We start from the raw sequence: 17933 nt of genomic DNA on the forward strand, positions 1-17933 counted from the left end.
GTCAGTACCCCGGCTTGTGCGCGCGGCTGCTGAAGAAAATGCCGCTGGGGCTGAGGGCCGGCAGGCTGCTCAGGTGCTCGAGCCGATACGGGTTCCAGACCTGGACCTCGCCACCGTCCCGGGCAGACAACCACAACTGGTCACCCCGCGCGGTGAACTCCATGTGCAGCACCGCCGGGCCTGGCCGCAGATCCGCGACGATGGCGTGGGTCTGGGTGTCGATGACCTGGACGCGGTCGTTGTCCGGGTAGGCGAAGTTGACCCACAGCTGCCGACCGTCCGGACGCGCCGTGACGAACACTGGTTGACCGGCCACGGCGATGGCGTCGGTCTGTTGCCAATCCTGGGCGTTCATCACCAACACCTGGTGATGCCCGACCGCAGGCACGAAAGCTTGCTGGTCGGCCATGGCCCAGCCTTCCAGATGCGGCATCTTGTACACCGGGAGCCGCTCCTGGCCGCGACCGTAATGCCCCAGTACCCGTTTCACCCCAAGCTCCGGGTGCCAGAGATCGAGTTGGGCCATGCCGTCTTCACCGAACAGCCCGGCCATGTAATAACGCCCGTCCGGGGTGATCAGGGCATCGTAGGGTTGCTGGCCGATAGCGGTGAAACGTTCGATGCGCGGGGTGAGGCCTTGGCTGAAGTCGGCGGTCCAGATCTCACCCGTGTCGAACAGGCTGAACACGAAGCGTTGCCCCGGCGCGTCCACCAAGCCGACCACCCGTGAGCGCTTTTGTCCGCCGGGCAATGGCGTGGCCGGGATGTCGGCGACCTGTTCCAGGGTCTGGGCATCGAATACCTTGACGCCGCCGGGCTCGTAGTTGGAGACCGCGATCAGCTTGCCGTCCTGGCTGATTGCACCGCCGATGCTGTTGCCGCCCTGGATGATGCGCCGCTCGATGCGCGCACTCAGCAGGTCGACTTTGCTCAGGCCTCCATCGCGGCCGAACACGTAGGCGTAGCGTTGGTCGCGGGAGAACACCACCGAGGCGTGGGACAAGTCGCCCAGGCCTTCGACGCGGCCCAGGGCGGTGCGGGTGTCGCTTTCAATGATTTGCAGGCTGCCGGTGGCGCGCTCCACCACCACGCCCAAATCGCCGGTGCCGCGCAACGGTGTCTGGGCGCAACCGCAGAGCAGCAGGGCGATGGCGGAGGAGGAGAGGATAGAACGGATCATGAGGCGGGTTTTCCTTGAAGGAGCCGGTCCACCAGCCAGCGGATGTCGTCGGGTGCAAGCAACGGTGCCCAACCGGGCATGGCGCTGCCGGGCCGTCCGAGGGTGACGGTGGCGATGAGGCTGTCGCGGGATTTTCCGGCCAGGGCTTCGTGGGTGAGGGGTGGGCCGAGGCCGCCGGTCATGTACAGGCCGTGGCAGGCGCCACAATCCTGGTCCAGCAGGTGTTGCAGTTGGGCCTGGCGCTGGCTGTCGGGAGCGGCCAGCACGCTGGAGGAAAAAACCAAGAGCAGGGCGGTCGCCAGGGTTGTAGCACTGTGTCGTTCCATGACGTCCTCCTGAATCAAAATCGTGCGCGGTCCTGTGGCGAGGGAGCTTGCTCCCGCTGGGCTGCGAAGCAGCCCCGATAACGACCTGACGACTCAGTGTGTCAGGCAAAACCAGGGGGGCTGCTGCGCAGCCCAGCGGGAGCAAGCTCCCTCGCCACAGGGTTTGTGTCAGACAGGTCTCCCTGCCGGGTTTATTTAAGGGTCAGGACCCACGCCGCCAGGATCTTGGCTTCCTCTTCCGTCACGGGGTTGGCCGGCATTGGCATCGGTCCCCAGTTGCCTTGCGTACCTTCCTTGATGTGCTTGGCGAGCAGATCCTGTGCTCCGGCGACGCCGGCGTTTTTCGCCGCGACGTCCTTGAGCGCCGGGCCCACCACCTTGGTATCAATGGAGTGGCAGGCCGCGCAGGGCTTGCTCTTGAACAGCGTCGGGCCGTCTTGCGCCAATGCCGGCAGGCTGTAGGCGGCAGTCAAGGCCAGGGCAATCAGAATAGGCTTCATGGTTTTTCCTCTTATTGATGGGGCTCAATAGATGTCGTGTTGGGTGTTGTAGACGTTGAATTTCCCCGTCGGGGTGATCAGGCGTTTGTCCTTGATCACGTTCTTGACCTTGAGGGTCTTGTCGTCGATCACCACCAGGGCCGACTCGTCTTCCTGACCACTCCAGACCGAGAACCAGACCTCGTCGCCGGCCTTGTTGTATTCCGGTTGCACCACACGCAGCGCGCCTTTCTTGATACCGGCGTACTCGGCAATCGGCAGCACGGTGTAGCCGGCGTCGAGCTTGTCGATGTTGAACACCGCTACCGACTGGCTGAGCTTGGCGTCGGGGCTGAGGGTGGTGTCGACATACAGATGACGAGACGCGGGGTGAGTCTTGATGAACAGCGAACCGCCACCCTGGCCCTGGAGCGAACCGACCTGTTTCCAGGCGTATTGCGGGTGATTGACCGGGTCGGTGCCGATCAGCGAAACGCCGGCATCGCCCAAGTGGCTGGTGGCCCAGACCGGTCCGTAGAGGGGGTGGTTGAAGTTGGCGCCGCGGCCCGGGTGCGGGGTCTTGCCAACGTCCACCAGGGCGGTGAGCTTGCGTTCCTTGGAGTCGATCACCGCGACCTTGTTGGAGTTGTTGGCGGCCGTCATGAAGTAGCGATGGCTGCTGTCCCAGCCGCCGTCATGCAGGAACGGTGCGGCGTCGATGCTGGTGATGGTGAGGTTCTTGATGTCCTGGTAATTGACCAGCATCACCTTGCCGGTTTCCTTGACGTTGACGATGAACTCCGGCCACTCGTGGGAGGCGATGATGGCCGCGACCCGAGGCTCGGGATGGTACTGCTGGGTGTCGACGGTCATGCCGCGGGTCGAGACGATCTGCTTGGGCTCCAGGGTCTCGCCGTCCATGATGGTGAACTGCGGCGGCCAGTACGAGCCGGCGATGGTGTACTTGTCTTCGTAGCCCTTGAACTTGGAGGTTTCCACCGAGCGGGCCTCGATGCCCACCTTGATTTCCGCGACCTTGGTCGGCTCTTTCGGCCACAGGTCGATCATGTCGATCTTGGCATCCCGGCCGATCACCAACAGGTAGCGACCCGACGCCGAGATGCGCGAGATGTGCACTGCATAACCGGTGTCGATCAGCTTGACGATCTTCTTGCTGTCGCCGTCGATCAGGGCAATCTTGCCGTCGTCGCGCAGGGTCACCGAGAACAGGTTCTGCAGGTTGAGCGTACTGATCTGTTTGGTCGGCCGGTCTTCAGGCTTGACCAGCACTTTCCAGGTCTTGCGGGTTTCCGCCATGCCCCATTCCGGTGGCGTCGGCGGGGTGTGCTGGATGAACTTGGCCATCACCGTGATCTGGTCTTTGGTCAGGGCATTGGAGGTGCCCCAGTTCGGCATGCCGGCGGCCGAACCGTAGGTGATCAGCGCCTCCAGGTAGGCTTGGCCGCGCGATTGGGTGATGTCGGGTGTCAGCGGCTTGCCGGTGGCGCCTTTGCGAAGCACACCGTGGCAACCGGCGCAGCGCTGGAAGTAGATTTCCTTGGCCGTGTCGAAGTCGGCCTGGCTCAGGTCGGGCGCGCCTTCGGTCTTGACCACGCGGGGTTGCTCCGGCGCGGCGGTTTGGTCGGCGAAGGCGTGGGGGGCGGCCAGCGCTGTACACAGCGCCGTGACCCGCAGGGCCCACGATTTTTTGTGGCTGATCAGCATTCCATTTCTCCTCAGGCGTGACCCGCGCTGCGCTGTAATTGACGTTCGGCGCGCAGGTTCTTGGTGCGGTGCAAGGCTATGCCCAGGCCGGTGGTTAGCCGCTTGACGGCGATCAAGTTTGCCGGCCGCAGCCCTTGCCAGGTTGTCGCAGGGCACCGTAGCGTGGCCTGCAATCGTGTTGTCTGATCAGGTCTTGCCATGAACGCTATCCACACTTTGCAGCACCCCGACGAACCCTTTTATCAACCCCAGGACAACGAGCAGGCGATGTTCGAGCAGGCCTGGCATCACGGCATGCCGGTGCTGATCAAAGGCCCGACCGGCTGCGGCAAGACCCGTTTCGTCCAGCACATGGCCCACCGCCTGAAACTGCCGCTGTACACCGTGGCCTGCCACGATGACTTGAGCGCGGCCGACCTGGTGGGCCGTCATCTGATCGGCGCCCAGGGCACCTGGTGGCAGGACGGGCCCTTGACCCGGGCGGTGCGCGAGGGCGGTATCTGTTATCTGGATGAGGTGGTCGAAGCGCGCCAGGACACGGCCGTGGTGTTGCACCCGCTGGCCGATGATCGTCGGCAGCTGTACCTGGAACGCACCGGCGAAGTGCTGCAGGCGCCGCCGTCCTTCATGCTGGTGGTGTCGTACAACCCCGGTTACCAGAACCTGCTCAAGGGCATGAAGCCCAGCACTCGCCAGCGTTTCGTGGCGATGCGCTTTGGCTATCCGGCGGTGGCCGATGAAGAGCGTATCGTTGCCCGCGAGGCGGGCGTCGATCTGGCCCTGGCGGCTCAGGTGGTGCGATTGGGGCAGGCGCTGCGCCGGCTCGATCAGCATGACCTGGAGGAAGTTGCCTCGACGCGCCTGCTGATTTTCGCCGCGCGCATGATCGGCTCCGGCATGGACCCACGCCAGGCCTGCCTGGCGTGCCTGGCCGAGCCATTGAGTGACGACCCGCAGACCGTTGCAGCGTTGATGGATGTGGTCGATGTCCACTTTGGCTGAAACCGTTGCCGTGCCCCGACGTTTGCCCGGGGACCTGGCGATGTGGTTTTTCATCCTCGCCGAGTTGTCGGTGTTCGCGTTGTTGATCCTGACGTTCACCGGCGCCCAGGCGTTGTACCCACAGACTTTCAGCGAAGGCCGGCAATTGCTGGACCGCTCCACGGGCCTGGCGATGACCCTCAGCCTGCTGACGGCCGGGTTGTTCGCCGCCCTGGCCCAGGAGCAGGTCAGGCAGGACCGGCCACGTCGGGGGGCGTTGTTGCTGTGGGTGGCGTTGCTGCTTGCTTCGGGCTATGTGGGGATCAAGCTCACGGAGTACGCCCATCTGTTGGCGAACGGCCTGGGGATGGAGCACGACACCTTCTTCACTTTGTACTGGATCCTCACGGGGTTTCATTTCCTCCATGTGCTGCTGGGCATGGTGATCCTTGGCTGGCTGGCCGAGGGCTGCCGGCGCCGTCGCTATGGGGCGCAGCGCAACAGTGGGCTGGAATCCGGCGTGCTGTATTGGCACATGGTCGATCTGGTCTGGGTGCTGTTGTTCCCGGTGGTCTACATCCTTGATTGAGCGGAGGTGCTCATGTCGGCTTCCCGTGTCTTGATTGCTTGCTGGATGACGCTGGCCGTGCTGAGCACCGGCACCGTTGCCCTGGGCCAGATCGCGGCTGCCGGGCTGGTGTCCATCGCCATCCTGGTGGTCGCGGTGACCAAGGCCTGGCTGATCGCCGACGGCTTCATGGAACTGCGCCATGCGCCGCGCCTGTGGCGCGGGTTGATATTGAGCTGGGCGGTGCTGTTGGCGGTGCTGATCGCCTCGACACTTCTGTCAGGCACATAACCCGTGGCGAGGGAGCTTGCTCCCGCTGGGCTGCGCAGCAGCCCTATTCCTAACAACCTCACTCTACCTGACACACCGTGCCGGCAGGTTTTGGGGCCGCTTCGCGACCCAGCGGGAGCAAGCTCCCTCGCCACGGGATCGGTGCTGCAGGAACAACCCACCAAAACCATCGGAGATTCTTGATCGCCATCAAGCGGTTTCCGACCCCTCGCTTCCTAGAATGAACACGCCAAGCAATGAGGAAGTGACCATGTCAGATACTTTCACCAAAGGCATGGCCAGGAATATTTACTTCGGGGGAAGCATCTTCTTCTTCCTGATATTCCTGGCCCTGACCTACCACACGGAACAGACCTTTCCAGAACGCAGCAACCAGGCGCAATTGACGGAATCGGTGATACGCGGCAAGGGCGTCTGGGAGCGCAATAACTGCATCGGCTGCCATACCCTGCTGGGCGAGGGTGCGTACTTTGCGCCGGAGCTGGGCAACGTGGTCAACCGTCGCGGTGGCGATGAAGCCTTCAAGCCGTTCCTGCAGGCCTGGATGAAAATGCAGCCGCTGAACGTTCCGGGGCGTCGGGCCATGCCGCAGTTCAACCTGAGCGAGCAGGAGGTCGACGACATCGCCGAGTTCCTCAAATGGAGCTCGAAAATCAATACCAATGGCTGGCCGCCAAACAAGGAGGGCTGAGAGATGAGCATGGCTAATCCGCATCTGAAATTCGCCTCGCAGGCCGTCGCCAAACCCTACTTCGTATTTGCCCTGATGCTGTTCCTGGGGCAGGTGTTGTTCGGTTTGATCATGGGGCTGCAATACGTGGTCGGCGACTTCCTGTTCCCGCTGATCCCTTTCAACGTGGCCCGCATGGTCCACACCAACCTGCTGATCGTCTGGCTGCTGTTCGGCTTCATGGGCGCGGCGTATTACCTGATACCGGAGGAGGCCGACCGCGAACTGCATAGCCCGAAACTGGCGCTGTTGCTGTTCTGGGTGTTCGCCGCCGCTGGCGTGGCGACGATCCTGGGCTACCTCTCGGTGCCTTATGCAACGCTGGCGAAGTTCACCGGCAACGACTTGCTGCCGACCATGGGGCGCGAGTTCCTGGAGCAGCCGACCATCACCAAGATGGGCATCGTGGTGGTGTGCCTGGGGTTCCTCTACAACATCGGCATGACCCTGCTCAAAGGTCGCAAGACCACGGTCAGCATGGTGATGATGACCGGGCTGATCGGCCTGGCGGTGTTCTTCCTGTTCTCCTTCTACAACCCGGAAAACCTCGCTCGCGACAAGTTCTACTGGTGGTGGGTGGTGCATCTTTGGGTCGAAGGTGTCTGGGAACTGATCATGGGTTCGATGCTTGCCTTCGTCCTGATCAAGATCACCGGTGTGGACCGCGAAGTGGTCGAGAAATGGCTCTACGTGATTATCGCCATGGCACTGATCACCGGGATCATCGGCACCGGTCACCACTTCTTCTGGATCGGCGCACCCGAGGTCTGGCTGTGGGTGGGCTCGATCTTCTCGGCGATGGAACCGCTACCGTTCCTGGCCATGGTGGTCTTCGCCTTCAGCATGGTGAAAAACCGTCGTCGGCAACACCCGAACCGCGCCGCCACGTTGTGGGCCAAGGGCACCACGGTCACCGCGTTCTTCGGTGCGGGCGTCTGGGGTTTCCTGCACACCCTGGCACCGGTCAACTACTACACCCACGGTTCACAACTGACTGCGGCCCACGGTCACCTGGCCTTCTACGGCGCCTACGCAATGATCGTGATGACGCTGATCAGCTACGCCATGCCACGCTTGCGTGGGTTGGGTGAAGCAGCGGACGAACGTTCCCAGCGGTTGGAGATCTGGGGCTTCTGGTTGATGACCTTGTCGATGGTGATGATCACCTTGTTCCTCACCGCTGCCGGTGTGGTCCAGGTGTGGTTGCAACGCTGGATGACGGATGGCAGTGCCTTGCCGTTCATGGCCACGATGGATCATTTGAAGCCGCTGTTCTGGGCACGACTGGTCAGCGGTATCGGGTTCCTGGCCGGGTTGCTCTGCTACCTGTTCAGCTTCCGTCAACGTGGCCGTGCGGCCCTGCGGGCACCAGCGGCGGTGGTGCCTTCGTGAGTCACCACAGCGACTGAGCCGGACCCATTTGTGGTGAGGGGATTTATCCCCGTTGGGGCGCGAAGCGGCCCCCTACATCCTGTCTGATACACCGCAGTAGCAGACATTTTGGGGCTGCTTCGCAGCCCAGCGGGGATAAATCCCCTCGCCACAATGGGTTCGGCTTAAGAGGAGAATAACCATGGCATTCACCCTGGAGCTGGAAGAATGGGTCGGCAGTGTCTGGCACCGTTTCATCACCCGTCGGGCCAGTGCTGATTTTCCTGAGGCCCGGGTCGAGCTGGTGCCCCGGCAACGCTCGTTGCAGGTGCTGTTTCGCGCCACTGGCGGTGCGCCTCACCTGGGGGTGGAAGCGGTCAGCGACCGCGACCTGTTGTTGCGTCGCAACCTGTTGCAGCAGATTGCCGGCACCTGCAAGCAAGTGCCCCTGGCCTGTTGCGATGGCGATAACCTGCGGCTGCCGGCGAGCCTGGCGACGTTCCCCGATGTCGGGCTCAACGAAGAGCTGTATCGCTGGCTCGCGTTGCTGGCCGCGCAGTCGGGGCCGATGAAGCACTGGGGACGGGACAATCAGCGCTGGACCCTGGCGGTGTTGAAGCGCTACCCGGCGCTGCGCCCTCGCTACCGGCGACTGGTGGAGGCGCACCTGTCCCTGCGCCCCGATCCGGCCACGCTCAACCCGGCCGAAGCCGCCTTGGAACGGGCGTTGTGCCAGGCCTTGCGCGAACCGGGCAGTGTCGAACATTTTCCACGCAGCGAGCGGGCGGCCTGGCCGTTGCCGCTGTGGCTCTACCCACCCCAACACCTGGCCAATCCCCAGGCCGCCAACCTTGAGGAGTCCGAGCAATACCTGGCGACGCCGCCCGGTGAACAGCAGGGCGGGCGCAAGCGCGCCGAGCGAATCGACGACACCACCCGTGACGGTGGGCTGCTGATCGTGCGCCTGGAAAACCTGTTCAGTTGGACCGAACACGTGGACCTGGATCGCTGGGCGGATGACAGCGAAGACCCGGACGCCGCTCGCGTCGCCGAGGACCTGGACCAGTTGACCTTGTCACGTACCCGCATACGCAAGGGCGGTGGTTTGAAACTGCACCTGGACCTGCCGCCGGCCGATGTGGATGACCTCCCGTTGGGCGCCGGTATCCTGTTGCCGGAATGGGATTACCGCAAGCAACGACTGCAGGACGACTTCGTCAGCCTGCAAACCTTTACCCCTCGCGATTGCCAGCCCCAGCCGTTGCCCGCACGCCTGCGAAGCTCGGCCCAGCGCTTGCGTCGCCAGTTCGAACACTTGCGCAACGATCGCCAATGGTTGCGCCAGCAAACCCAAGGCTCGGAACTGGACCTGCAAGCCTGGCTGGATTTCCACGTCGAACGCCAGCACGGGCAGTGCAGTGAACGCGGGCTGTTCATGGACCAGCGTCAGACGCGCCGCGACCTGGCCTGCCTGCTGTTGGCCGATCTGTCGATGTCTACCGATGCCCACCTCAACGACGAACACCGGGTGATCGACGTGATTCGCGACAGCCTGTTGCTGTTCGGCGAAACCCTCTCGGTGCTGGGGGATGATTTTGCCTTGTATGGGTTCTCTTCCTTGCGCCGCCAGCAGGTGCGCATGCATGAACTCAAGGCCTTCAACCAGCGTTATGACGACCACACCCGGGGGCGGATCCAAGGGCTCAAGCCCGGTTACTACACGCGCATGGGCGCGGCGATTCGCCAGGCCACGCAACGGTTGGCGGGCTGCAAGCGGCGGCGCAAATTGTTGTTGCTGCTCAGTGACGGCAAGCCCAATGACCTGGACCTCTACGAAGGACGCTACGGTGTGGAAGACACCCGCCAGGCAGTGCTGGAAGCCCGGCGCCAAGGGCTGACGCCGTTCTGCATCACCATCGATCGCGAAGCGGGGGATTACCTGCCGTACATGTTCGGGGCCAACGGCTACACCTTGATTCGCCAGCCCGAGCAACTGCCGCTGCGTTTACCGCAGTTGTACCGGCAATTGACTCAGGATTGAGGGCTCAGGCGATGCTGCGCGGCAGCCAGAAGAACATGACGAAGCAGAAGATCGTCAAGCCGACACAGAACCAGGTGAAGCGTCGCAACCGACGCTCGCTGGCCTTTGCGGCCTCGACTGGCAGGGGCATGCCGCACTGGCGACATTCGGTCTCGTGTATCGGGTTGGCTTGTTGGCAATACAGGCAAGTGGGCTGCGCGCTCATTCGAATTGCTCCAGGCGCAGGCGATCGAGAATGGCGATCTGGCGACCGTCCTGGGTGATGATTTTTTCATCGATCAGGCGCCGGATGATCCGCGAGAAGGTTTCCGGCTGGATCGACAAGTGCCCGGCGATCAACTGCTTGGCCATCGGCAATTCGAACTGGCTGTCCACGGTTTGCAGGCGCACCAGTTGCGTCAGCAGGTAGCGCACCACGCGGTGAGTGGCGTTCTTCAGTGACAGGGTTTCAATCTCGTTGACCCGTTGGTGCAGGCGTACACAGAGCTTGCCGAGCAGGGCGAAGGTCAGCCGGCTGTTGCTTTGCAGCAGACGCATGTAGGTAGCGTTGGACAGCCGGTATACCTGGGTCGGGCCGACGGCTTCAGCGGACGCGACGTAGTTGGGGGTGTCCATCAGCATCATGGCTTCGGCGAAGGTCTGGCGCTCGCCGATCACCTCGAAGACCTTTTCCTGGCCATCCGGGGTCAGCCGGTAGATTTTCACGGCACCGGAAATCACGAAGTAAAACGCCTGCGCCGGCTCTCCCTGGCGGAACAGCGGATCGCCCCGGTCGATGTTCAGCAGTTGGCTGTTGCTCATCAATTCGTTGAGCTCTTCTTCGTTCAAAGGCTCGAACAGGTGATGGCTGCGCAGAATCTGGTGATGGACGCGGTGGAGCACCATGGCATGGAATCCTTGTAAGGGTGAAAGAGGTGGTCGGGGTCAGACCAGGCTCAGGGACAGGCCGCTGGCTAGCGCCACGACGCAGGAGAGCAAGACGAACCAGGTAAACGGCAGAACGGCGGATTTCATGGATGACCCCGACAAGAAAGGTGATGCCGTGCCTGAGCAAGAGACGGGCCATGCCTGCGGGCGTTGATTCATGGGACGTTAGAGTCAGTGAGGGTAAAAATGACCCTGGCGCAATCGGGTTAAAACAACCACGAAAGGGTCATAAGTACCCCGTTAGGCTACAGTCTCTGTGGGAGCGAGCTTGCTCGCGATGGCGTCGGATCAGTCAGTATTGAGTTGTCTGGCCCACCGCCATCGCGAGCAAGCTCGCTCCCACAGGGGGGTAGGGGTATTTAGCGAATGGCTCGACCCGGTTCGGCAAGCCCCTTGCAAGTGACTGGTCGAGGCACCTGGCTGGCTTGATCTGAGACAAGGCCTGCCAGCGCCGATAGCCGATCATTCGAACCCTGGTTTGTCGTACTTCGCTGGCGGTTCAGCGAGGCAAAAGGAGTGATGTATGCAAGTGCTTGACCGTCGCAAGGCCATGGCCATTCTGCCGCTGTGGCGCCTGGCGTTTCGGCCGTTCTTCCTGGCGGGCTGCGTGTTGGCGCTGTTGGCCATTCCCCTGTGGCTGCTGGCGTTCACCGGGCGCTTGTCGACCTGGCAGCCAGCCGGCGGCTGGTTGGCCTGGCATCGGCATGAACTGTTGTTCGGTTTCGGCCTGGCGATCATTGCCGGGTTCCTGCTGACGGCGGTGCAAACCTGGACCGGAATCCCCGGCCTCAGCGGCAAGCGCCTGGCAACGCTGGCGTTGTTGTGGCTGGGCGCGCGGCTGGCCTGGTTGGTGGATGCGCCCTGGCCGTTACTGACGTTGCTGGAGCTGGGTTTTGCCCTGGCGGTCGCCGCGCTGATGGGCGTGATGTTGTGGCGTGTGCGGCAGAAGCGCAATTACCCAATTGTGCTGGTATTGCTGCTGTTGGCCGCCGCCGATGCGTTATCCGTATACGGCCTGGTGCAGCACGACGAGGGCTTGCAACGCCAGAGCGTGCTCACCGGCCTGTGGCTGGTGGCGGCGATGATGGGGTTGATCGGCGGGCGCGTGATTCCATTCTTTACCCAGCGCGGCCTCGGTCGGGTCGAGGGCGTTACCCCTTGGCCGTGGCTCGATCGCCTGTTGCTGGCAGGGGCGGCGCTGGTGGCGTTGTTGTATGCCTTCGGTCCGGCGCTGGTGACCAGCGTCTGGGTCGGCCTGTTGTTCGCCGCGTTGGCGGTGGGCCACGGGATTCGGCTGGTGCGTTGGCATGATCGGGATTTGTGGCGGGTGCCGCTGCTGTGGTCGTTGCACCTGGCCTACGCCTGGCTGGCGGTGGCTTGCCTGGGCATGGCGCTGTGGCACTTCGGCGTGCCAGTGAACCCGAGCCTGGCGGTGCATGGCCTGACCATCGGCGCCATGGCCGGGTTGATCCTGGCGATGGTTGCCCGTGTCAGCCTGGGCCATACCGGGCGCGCCCTCGAGCCGCCGGCGGGCATGACCCTGGCGTTCATCCTGCTGAACCTGGCGTGCCTGAGCCGCGTGCTGTTGGTGCTGCTGTTGCCGTTGGCCGGGCTGTGGCTGGCGGCGCTGTGCTGGACACTGGCGTTCGGTCTATACGCCTGGCGCTATGGGCCGATGCTGCTCAAGGCTCGGGTGGATGGGCATCCGGGATGAGCCGACTGGGCAGAGGGAATCGATAATGTACGGGGTCTTGCTGGTTACCCACCTGTTGGCGGCCATCGCCTTCATTGGCACGCTGTTTTTCGAGGTCTTCATCTGGCATGGCGCCCGTCGGCCGTTGGCCCAAGGCGTCAAGGACGCTGCCGACCAGGCCATCGCCCAGCGCTCGCGGCACGTGCTGCACGGCGTCGTGCTGGTGCTGTACGGCGCCGGCATGGCCCTGGCCTGGCAGCATCGCGGCGCATTGAGCCAGCCGTTGAGCAACAGCTTCGGCCTGCTGCTGAGCCTGAAGATCCTGCTGGCCCTGAGCATCATCGGTCACTATTTGTGGCTGGCGTACTGGCTCAAGCGCGGTCGCCTGACGCCGAACCGAGCCTGCTGGTTGCGTCGCAGTATCCTGGGGCACATGGTGTTGATCGTGGTGTTGGCCAAGGCGATGTTCTATTGGCAGTTTTGAGCAGGGATGGGAGCAACGAATGCCTGTGGGAGCAAGCTTTGCTCCCACAGGCGTAATGGGCAATGTTTGTGAGAGTTAACGGGCAGGCTTCATCGCATTGACGAACAACACATTGTTTTCCAGGTGGATGTGCTGCATCAGGTCATCACGAAACTCCACCAGCCCGCGATACAGGGCGCGCCAGGTGTTGCAGGCGTCGGCGGGCGGGGTGATCTGGTCGGTCAGGGCGAGCATGGTGTCCAGGGCTTCACCGTGCTGGTCGTGTTCGTAGCGCAGCACCTGGATCGGCGCCGAGGCCCGTTCGCCCAGGCCTTGTTGCAGCATCGGGAACAGCACCTGTTCTTCCTTGAGCATGTGGCCTTCGAGTTCCTGGTACATGTCCTGCAGGTGATCGGCCAGGCCGTTCGGGCAACTGGGTCGCGCACCGTGGACCTGCTCGACGCGCCGGGCGAGACGGATCAGTTCCGGCAGCTGTTCGCGATGGCGTGCGTGGTAGCGCTCCAGGATGTGGCCAATCAAGGTCGCCTGGGGTTCGTCGCGCCAGTCATGGCCCAGCTCCCCAGCGGCTTGCAAGGTGCGCAGGGCGTCGGCGATCAGCAGCGGGTTCAGGCCTTTGCCCAGCGCCGCTTCACGCAAGGACTTTTGCCCGCCGCAGCAGAAGTCGAGGTTGTAATGATGGAAGGTACGGGTTGCACCGGGAATATCGCAGGCCAGTTGGCCGAGGCTTTGTTCCAGCAAATCGAGGCTCATCATGTTTCCTTGGGGTTGAATCCCGGCAGGGACGGATGAACGGACTTTGCAGTCGACGTGCCAGTTTCAACTGATTGAAAATAAAGCATTAAATTTTTGGCAGGGTGATTGTCACCCTGACTGTTGAGGGTCAAACGAACCCTGGAGGGTCATCACTACCATGCTGCGTGAAAGCCTGGCCGCCGACCTGATCGTCGAGCTGCCCAATGCGGTGCGATTGCAGCGCCTGGTGCAGACCCTGCGCGAATACTTCAACAGTGGCGCCGTGGGATTGTTGCGCCTGGACGACGACAGCCTCAGGCCCGTGGCGACCGTGGGCCTGGTCCACGAGGCGCTGGGCCGACGGTTCGTGATTGCCCAACACCCACGCCTGGCGGCAATCATGGCCTCGCGCGAACCCACCTGGTTCGAGCCTGACAGTCGCTTGCCGGACCCTTATGACGGCTTGCTCGACAACCATGTCGGCGAGCCGCTGCCGGTGCACGACTGCATGGGCGTAAGCCTGTATGTGGAAGGCCGGCTCTGGGGCGCGATCACCCTCGATGCGTTGCACGCCGGCACCTTCGACAGCCGCGCCCGAGAGGAACTCAAGCGCTGCACCTTGCAGATCGAAGCGGCGGTGCGAGTCACTCGGCTCGAGCAGGAAAACCGCAGCCTTAGGGCCTCGCGCAGCGACCCGGCGGACCTGCGCCTGCCGGCCGAGGAGGGCGAAATCCTCGGCCGTAGCGAGGGGCTGCAACAGTTGCTCAACGAGTTGGATGTACTGGCCGACTCCGAACTGCCGGTGCTGTTGCTGGGCGAAACCGGCGTGGGCAAGGAATTGTTCGCCCGGCGTCTGCATCGCTTGTCCCGGCGCGCCCACAAACCATTGGTCCAGGTCAATTGCGCGGCGTTGCCGGAGTCCCTGGCCGAAAGCGAATTGTTCGGCCACGTCAAAGGCGCGTTCTCTGGCGCGACCACCGACCGCGCCGGGCGTTTCGACGCGGCCAATGGCGGCACTCTTTTTCTCGACGAAGTCGGCGAGTTGCCGCTGAGTGTGCAGGCCAAGCTGCTGCGCACCTTGCAGAACGGCGAGATCCAGCGCCTGGGGGCGGACAAGCCGCTGCACGTCGATGTGCGGATCATCGCCGCCACCAACCGGCACCTGCCTGACAGCATTCGCGATGGCCTGTTTCGCGCCGACCTGTACCACCGGCTTTCGGTCTACCCGGTGCCGATCCCACCGCTGCGTGAGCGTGGCCACGATGTGTTGATGCTGGCCGGGCACTTTCTCGAACTGAACCGCACGCGCCTGGGCTTGCGTGGCTTGCGCCTGTCACCGGCGGCTGAACAGGCGCTGCTGGCGTACTCCTGGCCGGGCAACGTGCGGGAGCTGGAACATGTGATCAGTCGCGCGGCGTTGAAGCAACTGAGTCGGGGCGCCAGTCGCAGCCTGATCATGACCTTGGAGCCGCAGGTGCTGGATCTGGATGTCAATGCCGGCGCCGTCACGGCCCAGGCGTTGCCGGAGAGGCCCCTGGAAACGCTCGATGCGCCGTTCCAGCCCTTGGGTGAGGCGGTTGATGCTTGTCAGCGACAGGCGATCCTCACGGCTCTGGAGCGTTGCGGGCAGAATTGGGCGGGGGCGGCGCGGTTGTTGGAGGTTGATCCGAGTAACTTGCATAAGCTGGCGCGGCGGTTGGGGCTCAAGTAGCCTTTGATCTGTCAGGCCGCGTTGCCTTCATCGCGAGCGAGCTTGCTCGCGATAGCGCCCTTCAACTCACCACAAGAACCACCATTGACAACGATCAAGGCCCACCATCGCCGCAGAATCCACACTGGCCCAAACCCATCGTGGAGATCACCGTCATGCCCCTTTCCCTGGCCAAAATGCGCCGCCAGTACACCCTCGATGGCCTGGATGAAGTCCAGGCACCCGACGACCCCATGGCTTTGTTCAGGCTCTGGATGCAACAGGCCCGAGACACCGAAAGCCCGCCGGTGGAAGCCAACGCCATGGCTTTGGCGACGGTGGATGAGCAGGGCCGGCCTCACTGTCGGGTGTTGTTGCTCAAGGGCTTCGACGCCCAGGGCTTTTCGTTTTTCGGCAACTATGACAGCGCCAAGGGACAGAACCTGACGGCCAACCCTTGGGCGGCCATGACGTTTTTCTGGCCGGGGCTGGAGCGGCAAGTGCGGATTGAAGGACAGGTCTGCAAGCTTGATCCCGCGTTGTCGGATGCCTATTTCGAGTCCCGTTCCGTCGCCAGTCGCCTCGGTGCCTGGGCGTCGCCACAAAGCCGACCACTGGAGGACAGGGCCGCGCTCGAGACCTTGCTGGTGCAAACCGAACAACGTTTCGCCGATCAACCGGTGCCACGTCCCGCGCATTGGGGCGGCTATTGCCTGCGACCCGAGCGACTGGAATTCTGGCAGGGCCGCGCTGACCGTTTGCACGATCGCCTCGACTACCGCCTGCAGGATGGCGCCTGGCAGCGCAGCCGCCTGGCGCCTTGAGCGCCGAGGGAGGTACCTCCAAGGAGGAATAGGCCCGGCAACGATTGCGGTTCAGGCTGGGCCATCTTTTCTGACAGGACGGCTGATCATGGCCCATCTGACGCAACGCCTCTTTCAACCACTGAACATCGCGGTCCTTACCATCAGCGATACGCGAACCTTCGACACCGACACCTCGGGCCAAACCCTGGCGGACCTGCTGCAAACAGCCGGGCACGTGCTCATCGACCGTGGGCTGGTGAAGGACGATATCTACCAGATCCGCGCCCAGGTCTCCCAATGGATCGCCGACCCCAAGGTGCAGGTGGTGTTGATGACCGGCGGCACTGGGTTCACCCCGCGCGACAACACCCCCCAAGCGGTGGCGCCGTTGCTGGACAAGCACGTCGACGGTTTTGGTGAGTTGTTCCGCCAGGTGTCCCTGGCGGAAATCGGTATGTCCACGCTGCAATCGCGCGCCTTGGCGGGCATGAGCAATGGCGTGCTGGTGTGCTGCTTGCCAGGCTCGCCGGGGGCTTGCCGGACCGGCTGGGAAAAGATCCTGGTCGGGCAACTGGACAGCCGCACTGGCCCGTGCAATTTCACCCCGCATCTCAAGCCGCAGGCCGGCATTGCTCCGACCGCCTGCGAGACACGCTCGTGAGCGGCAAGGTGTGCGACAGCGGCGTGCTGATGCCGGTGGATGAGGCGATTCGTCATCTGCTCGACCAGGCCCCGCCGCCACCGCCCGTGCAACGGGTTGGCCTGGATCAGGCCCTGGCGCGTGTGCTGGTCGCCGACATTCTGTGCCCGATGAACCTGCCGGCCTGGGATAACAGTGCGATGGACGGCTATGCCCTGCGGGCCGCTGACCTGCCGGGTGACGGCTACCTGCTGTTGGGCGGGCGGATCGCCGCGGGTGACGAGCCGGGCGAGCCGTTGCAGGCCGGGCACGTCGTGCGGATTTTTACTGGCGCGCCGCTGCCACCGGGGGCCGACACGGTGGTGCCGCAGGAAAGCTGTCGCGTCGATGGCGAGCGGGTCTGGTTGCCGTCGGTCAACGGCGGTGACCATGTTCGCAAGGAAGGCGAGGAACTGCGTCGAGGAGACCGGCTGCTCGAAGCCGGCACGCGCTTGCGTGCCCAGGAGTTGGGTTTGCTCGCCGGTGCCGGCGTCGGCCAGGTGGACGTCTATCGCCCCTTGCAAGTGGGCTTGCTCAGCAGCGGCGATGAGCTGCGCGAGCCGGGCGAGCCACTGGCGCCAGGACAGATCTACAACAGCAATCGTCATAGCCTCGCCGCACTGCTGCGCGGTTGGGGTGTCGAGGTGCATGACTTCGGGGTCATGCCCGACCAGCTATTGGCCAGTCGACAAGCGTTGCGCCTGGCCGCCGCCGAATGCGATGTGCTGATCACATCGGGCGGTGTCTCGGTGGGTGAAGAAGACCACCTCAAGCAAGCCATCGAAGCCTTGGGCAGCATCGACCTCTGGCGCCTCGCCATCCAGCCGGGCAAGCCCCTGGCCTTTGGGGATGTGGAAGGCAAGCCATGGATTGGGCTACCGGGCAATCCTTCAGCGGCGTTGATTACCGCGTTGATCGTCGTGCGTCCCTTCCTGTTCCACGCCCAAGGCATGCGCGACGTGCTGCCTGTACCGTTGCAACTGCCGGCCGGGTTCGATTGGCTCAAGCGCAACCGACGCCGGCAGTACCTGCGGGCCAGGTTGGTCCCGGATGCCAACGGCCACCTGTGTGTGGAACTGCACCCTCAGCAAAGTTCGGCGATGCTGACGGCCGCTTGCTGGGCCGATGGGCTGGCGGTGGTGGAGTGTGAGGCGCAGCTGCACAAGCACGACAAAGTGCTGTACCTGCCATTCGCCGAGCTGATGCATTGACGGCAATTGATTGCCGTCA

General features: G+C 63.4%; 20 protein-coding genes. 12 read left to right on the top strand and 8 right to left on the bottom strand.

All coding sequences use genetic code 11. From position 1 onward, the window contains the following. Nucleotide 1: 1 nt before the first annotated feature. The 5 genes from BLO97_RS21365 to BLO97_RS31140 form a co-directional block, all read right to left on the bottom strand. Nucleotides 2-1180 carry a cytochrome D1 domain-containing protein gene (locus tag BLO97_RS21365; protein WP_092347891.1) on the bottom strand — a complete coding sequence of 393 codons (1179 nt, stop codon included), beginning with the start codon at nucleotides 1178-1180 and terminating at the stop codon, nucleotides 2-4. Then, on the bottom strand, nucleotides 1177-1506 hold the full coding sequence (locus BLO97_RS21370) for a c-type cytochrome (protein ID WP_092347894.1): 330 nt from the start codon (nucleotides 1504-1506) through the stop codon (nucleotides 1177-1179). Before BLO97_RS21370 ends, BLO97_RS21365 begins: the two co-directional genes overlap by 4 nt. 191 nt (nucleotides 1507-1697) lie before the next feature. Then, entirely contained in the window at nucleotides 1698-2006 is a 309-nt protein-coding gene (locus tag BLO97_RS21375; protein ID WP_063320835.1) for a c-type cytochrome, read from the bottom strand. 24 nt (nucleotides 2007-2030) lie between these two features. Beyond that, a complete protein-coding gene (locus BLO97_RS21380; protein ID WP_092145780.1) occupies nucleotides 2031-3710 on the bottom strand; it encodes a cytochrome D1 domain-containing protein in 1680 nt (559 codons plus the stop codon). 11 nt (nucleotides 3711-3721) lie between these two features. Beyond that, nucleotides 3722-3910, bottom strand: coding sequence for a hypothetical protein (locus BLO97_RS31140; RefSeq protein ID WP_139197715.1), 189 nt, complete (start codon nucleotides 3908-3910; stop codon nucleotides 3722-3724). Between the two features lie 67 nt (nucleotides 3911-3977). Here BLO97_RS31140 and BLO97_RS21385 point away from each other — a divergent pair, with 67 nt between their 5' ends. The 6 genes from BLO97_RS21385 (at nucleotide 3978) to BLO97_RS21410 (ending at nucleotide 9692) form a co-directional block, all read left to right on the top strand. Further along, a complete protein-coding gene (locus BLO97_RS21385) occupies nucleotides 3978-4712 on the top strand; it encodes a CbbQ/NirQ/NorQ/GpvN family protein (protein WP_371856181.1) in 735 nt (244 codons plus the stop codon). Further along, nucleotides 4696-5280: a cytochrome c oxidase subunit 3 family protein gene (locus tag BLO97_RS21390; RefSeq protein ID WP_092347897.1), complete on the top strand. Its 585-nt coding sequence runs from the start codon at nucleotides 4696-4698 to the stop codon at nucleotides 5278-5280. Before BLO97_RS21385 ends, BLO97_RS21390 begins: the two co-directional genes overlap by 17 nt. A 12-nt stretch (nucleotides 5281-5292) precedes the next feature. Continuing rightward, nucleotides 5293-5550, top strand: coding sequence for a cytochrome C oxidase subunit IV family protein (locus BLO97_RS21395; RefSeq protein ID WP_063320838.1), 258 nt, complete (start codon nucleotides 5293-5295; stop codon nucleotides 5548-5550). Nucleotides 5551-5800: 250 nt separating this feature from the next. Beyond that, nucleotides 5801-6241 (top strand): c-type cytochrome, encoded by a 441-nt coding sequence (locus BLO97_RS21400; RefSeq protein WP_003202495.1) that lies wholly within the window; start codon nucleotides 5801-5803, stop codon nucleotides 6239-6241. A 3-nt stretch (nucleotides 6242-6244) separates the two neighbouring features. Further along, nucleotides 6245-7672, top strand: coding sequence for a cbb3-type cytochrome c oxidase subunit I (locus tag BLO97_RS21405; protein ID WP_063320840.1), 1428 nt, complete (start codon nucleotides 6245-6247; stop codon nucleotides 7670-7672). 181 nt (nucleotides 7673-7853) lie between these two features. Next, nucleotides 7854-9692, top strand: a complete 1839-nt coding sequence (locus BLO97_RS21410; protein WP_063320841.1) for a nitric oxide reductase activation protein NorD — start codon at nucleotides 7854-7856, stop codon at nucleotides 9690-9692. Nucleotides 9693-9696: 4 nt separating this feature from the next. Here BLO97_RS21410 and BLO97_RS21415 read toward each other — a convergent pair whose 3' ends face one another. Then, a complete protein-coding gene (locus BLO97_RS21415; RefSeq protein ID WP_092347900.1) occupies nucleotides 9697-9897 on the bottom strand; it encodes a protein DnrP in 201 nt (66 codons plus the stop codon). Beyond that, the gene (locus BLO97_RS21420; RefSeq protein WP_003202487.1) at nucleotides 9894-10577 is read right to left on the bottom strand and encodes a Crp/Fnr family transcriptional regulator; all 684 of its coding nucleotides are present in this window, start codon (nucleotides 10575-10577) and stop codon (nucleotides 9894-9896) included. Before BLO97_RS21420 ends, BLO97_RS21415 begins: the two co-directional genes overlap by 4 nt. A 565-nt stretch (nucleotides 10578-11142) precedes the next feature. On the opposite strand from BLO97_RS21420, the gene BLO97_RS21430 reads away from it, so the two are divergent. Continuing rightward, nucleotides 11143-12333: an NnrS family protein gene (locus tag BLO97_RS21430; RefSeq protein WP_092145770.1), complete on the top strand. Its 1191-nt coding sequence runs from the start codon at nucleotides 11143-11145 to the stop codon at nucleotides 12331-12333. Nucleotides 12334-12358: 25 nt separating this feature from the next. Beyond that, on the top strand, nucleotides 12359-12796 hold the full coding sequence (locus tag BLO97_RS21435) for a hypothetical protein (protein WP_063320844.1): 438 nt from the start codon (nucleotides 12359-12361) through the stop codon (nucleotides 12794-12796). A gap of 75 nt (nucleotides 12797-12871) precedes the next feature. Here BLO97_RS21435 and ytfE read toward each other — a convergent pair whose 3' ends face one another. After that, nucleotides 12872-13546, bottom strand: a complete 675-nt coding sequence (gene ytfE, locus BLO97_RS21440) for an iron-sulfur cluster repair protein YtfE (RefSeq protein ID WP_092145768.1) — start codon at nucleotides 13544-13546, stop codon at nucleotides 12872-12874. Nucleotides 13547-13706: 160 nt separating this feature from the next. Between ytfE and norR the strand changes: the two genes are divergently transcribed. The 4 genes from norR (at nucleotide 13707) to glp (ending at nucleotide 17914) form a co-directional block, all read left to right on the top strand. After that, nucleotides 13707-15239, top strand: coding sequence for a nitric oxide reductase transcriptional regulator NorR (norR, locus tag BLO97_RS21445; RefSeq protein WP_092347906.1), 1533 nt, complete (start codon nucleotides 13707-13709; stop codon nucleotides 15237-15239). Between the two features lie 155 nt (nucleotides 15240-15394). Next, a complete protein-coding gene (gene pdxH / locus BLO97_RS21450) occupies nucleotides 15395-16042 on the top strand; it encodes a pyridoxamine 5'-phosphate oxidase (RefSeq protein WP_092347909.1) in 648 nt (215 codons plus the stop codon). An 88-nt stretch (nucleotides 16043-16130) separates the two neighbouring features. Further along, nucleotides 16131-16685, top strand: coding sequence for a molybdenum cofactor biosynthesis protein B (gene moaB, locus BLO97_RS21455; protein ID WP_072347918.1), 555 nt, complete (start codon nucleotides 16131-16133; stop codon nucleotides 16683-16685). Further along, nucleotides 16682-17914 (top strand): molybdopterin molybdotransferase MoeA, encoded by a 1233-nt coding sequence (gene glp, locus BLO97_RS21460; RefSeq protein WP_092347912.1) that lies wholly within the window; start codon nucleotides 16682-16684, stop codon nucleotides 17912-17914. Before moaB ends, glp begins: the two co-directional genes overlap by 4 nt. The last annotated feature ends 19 nt before the right edge of the window (nucleotides 17915-17933 follow it).

The sequence above is a fragment of the Pseudomonas sp. NFACC05-1 genome (genome assembly GCF_900100135.1).
Lineage (GTDB): Bacteria > Pseudomonadota > Gammaproteobacteria > Pseudomonadales > Pseudomonadaceae > Aquipseudomonas > Aquipseudomonas fluorescens_Q.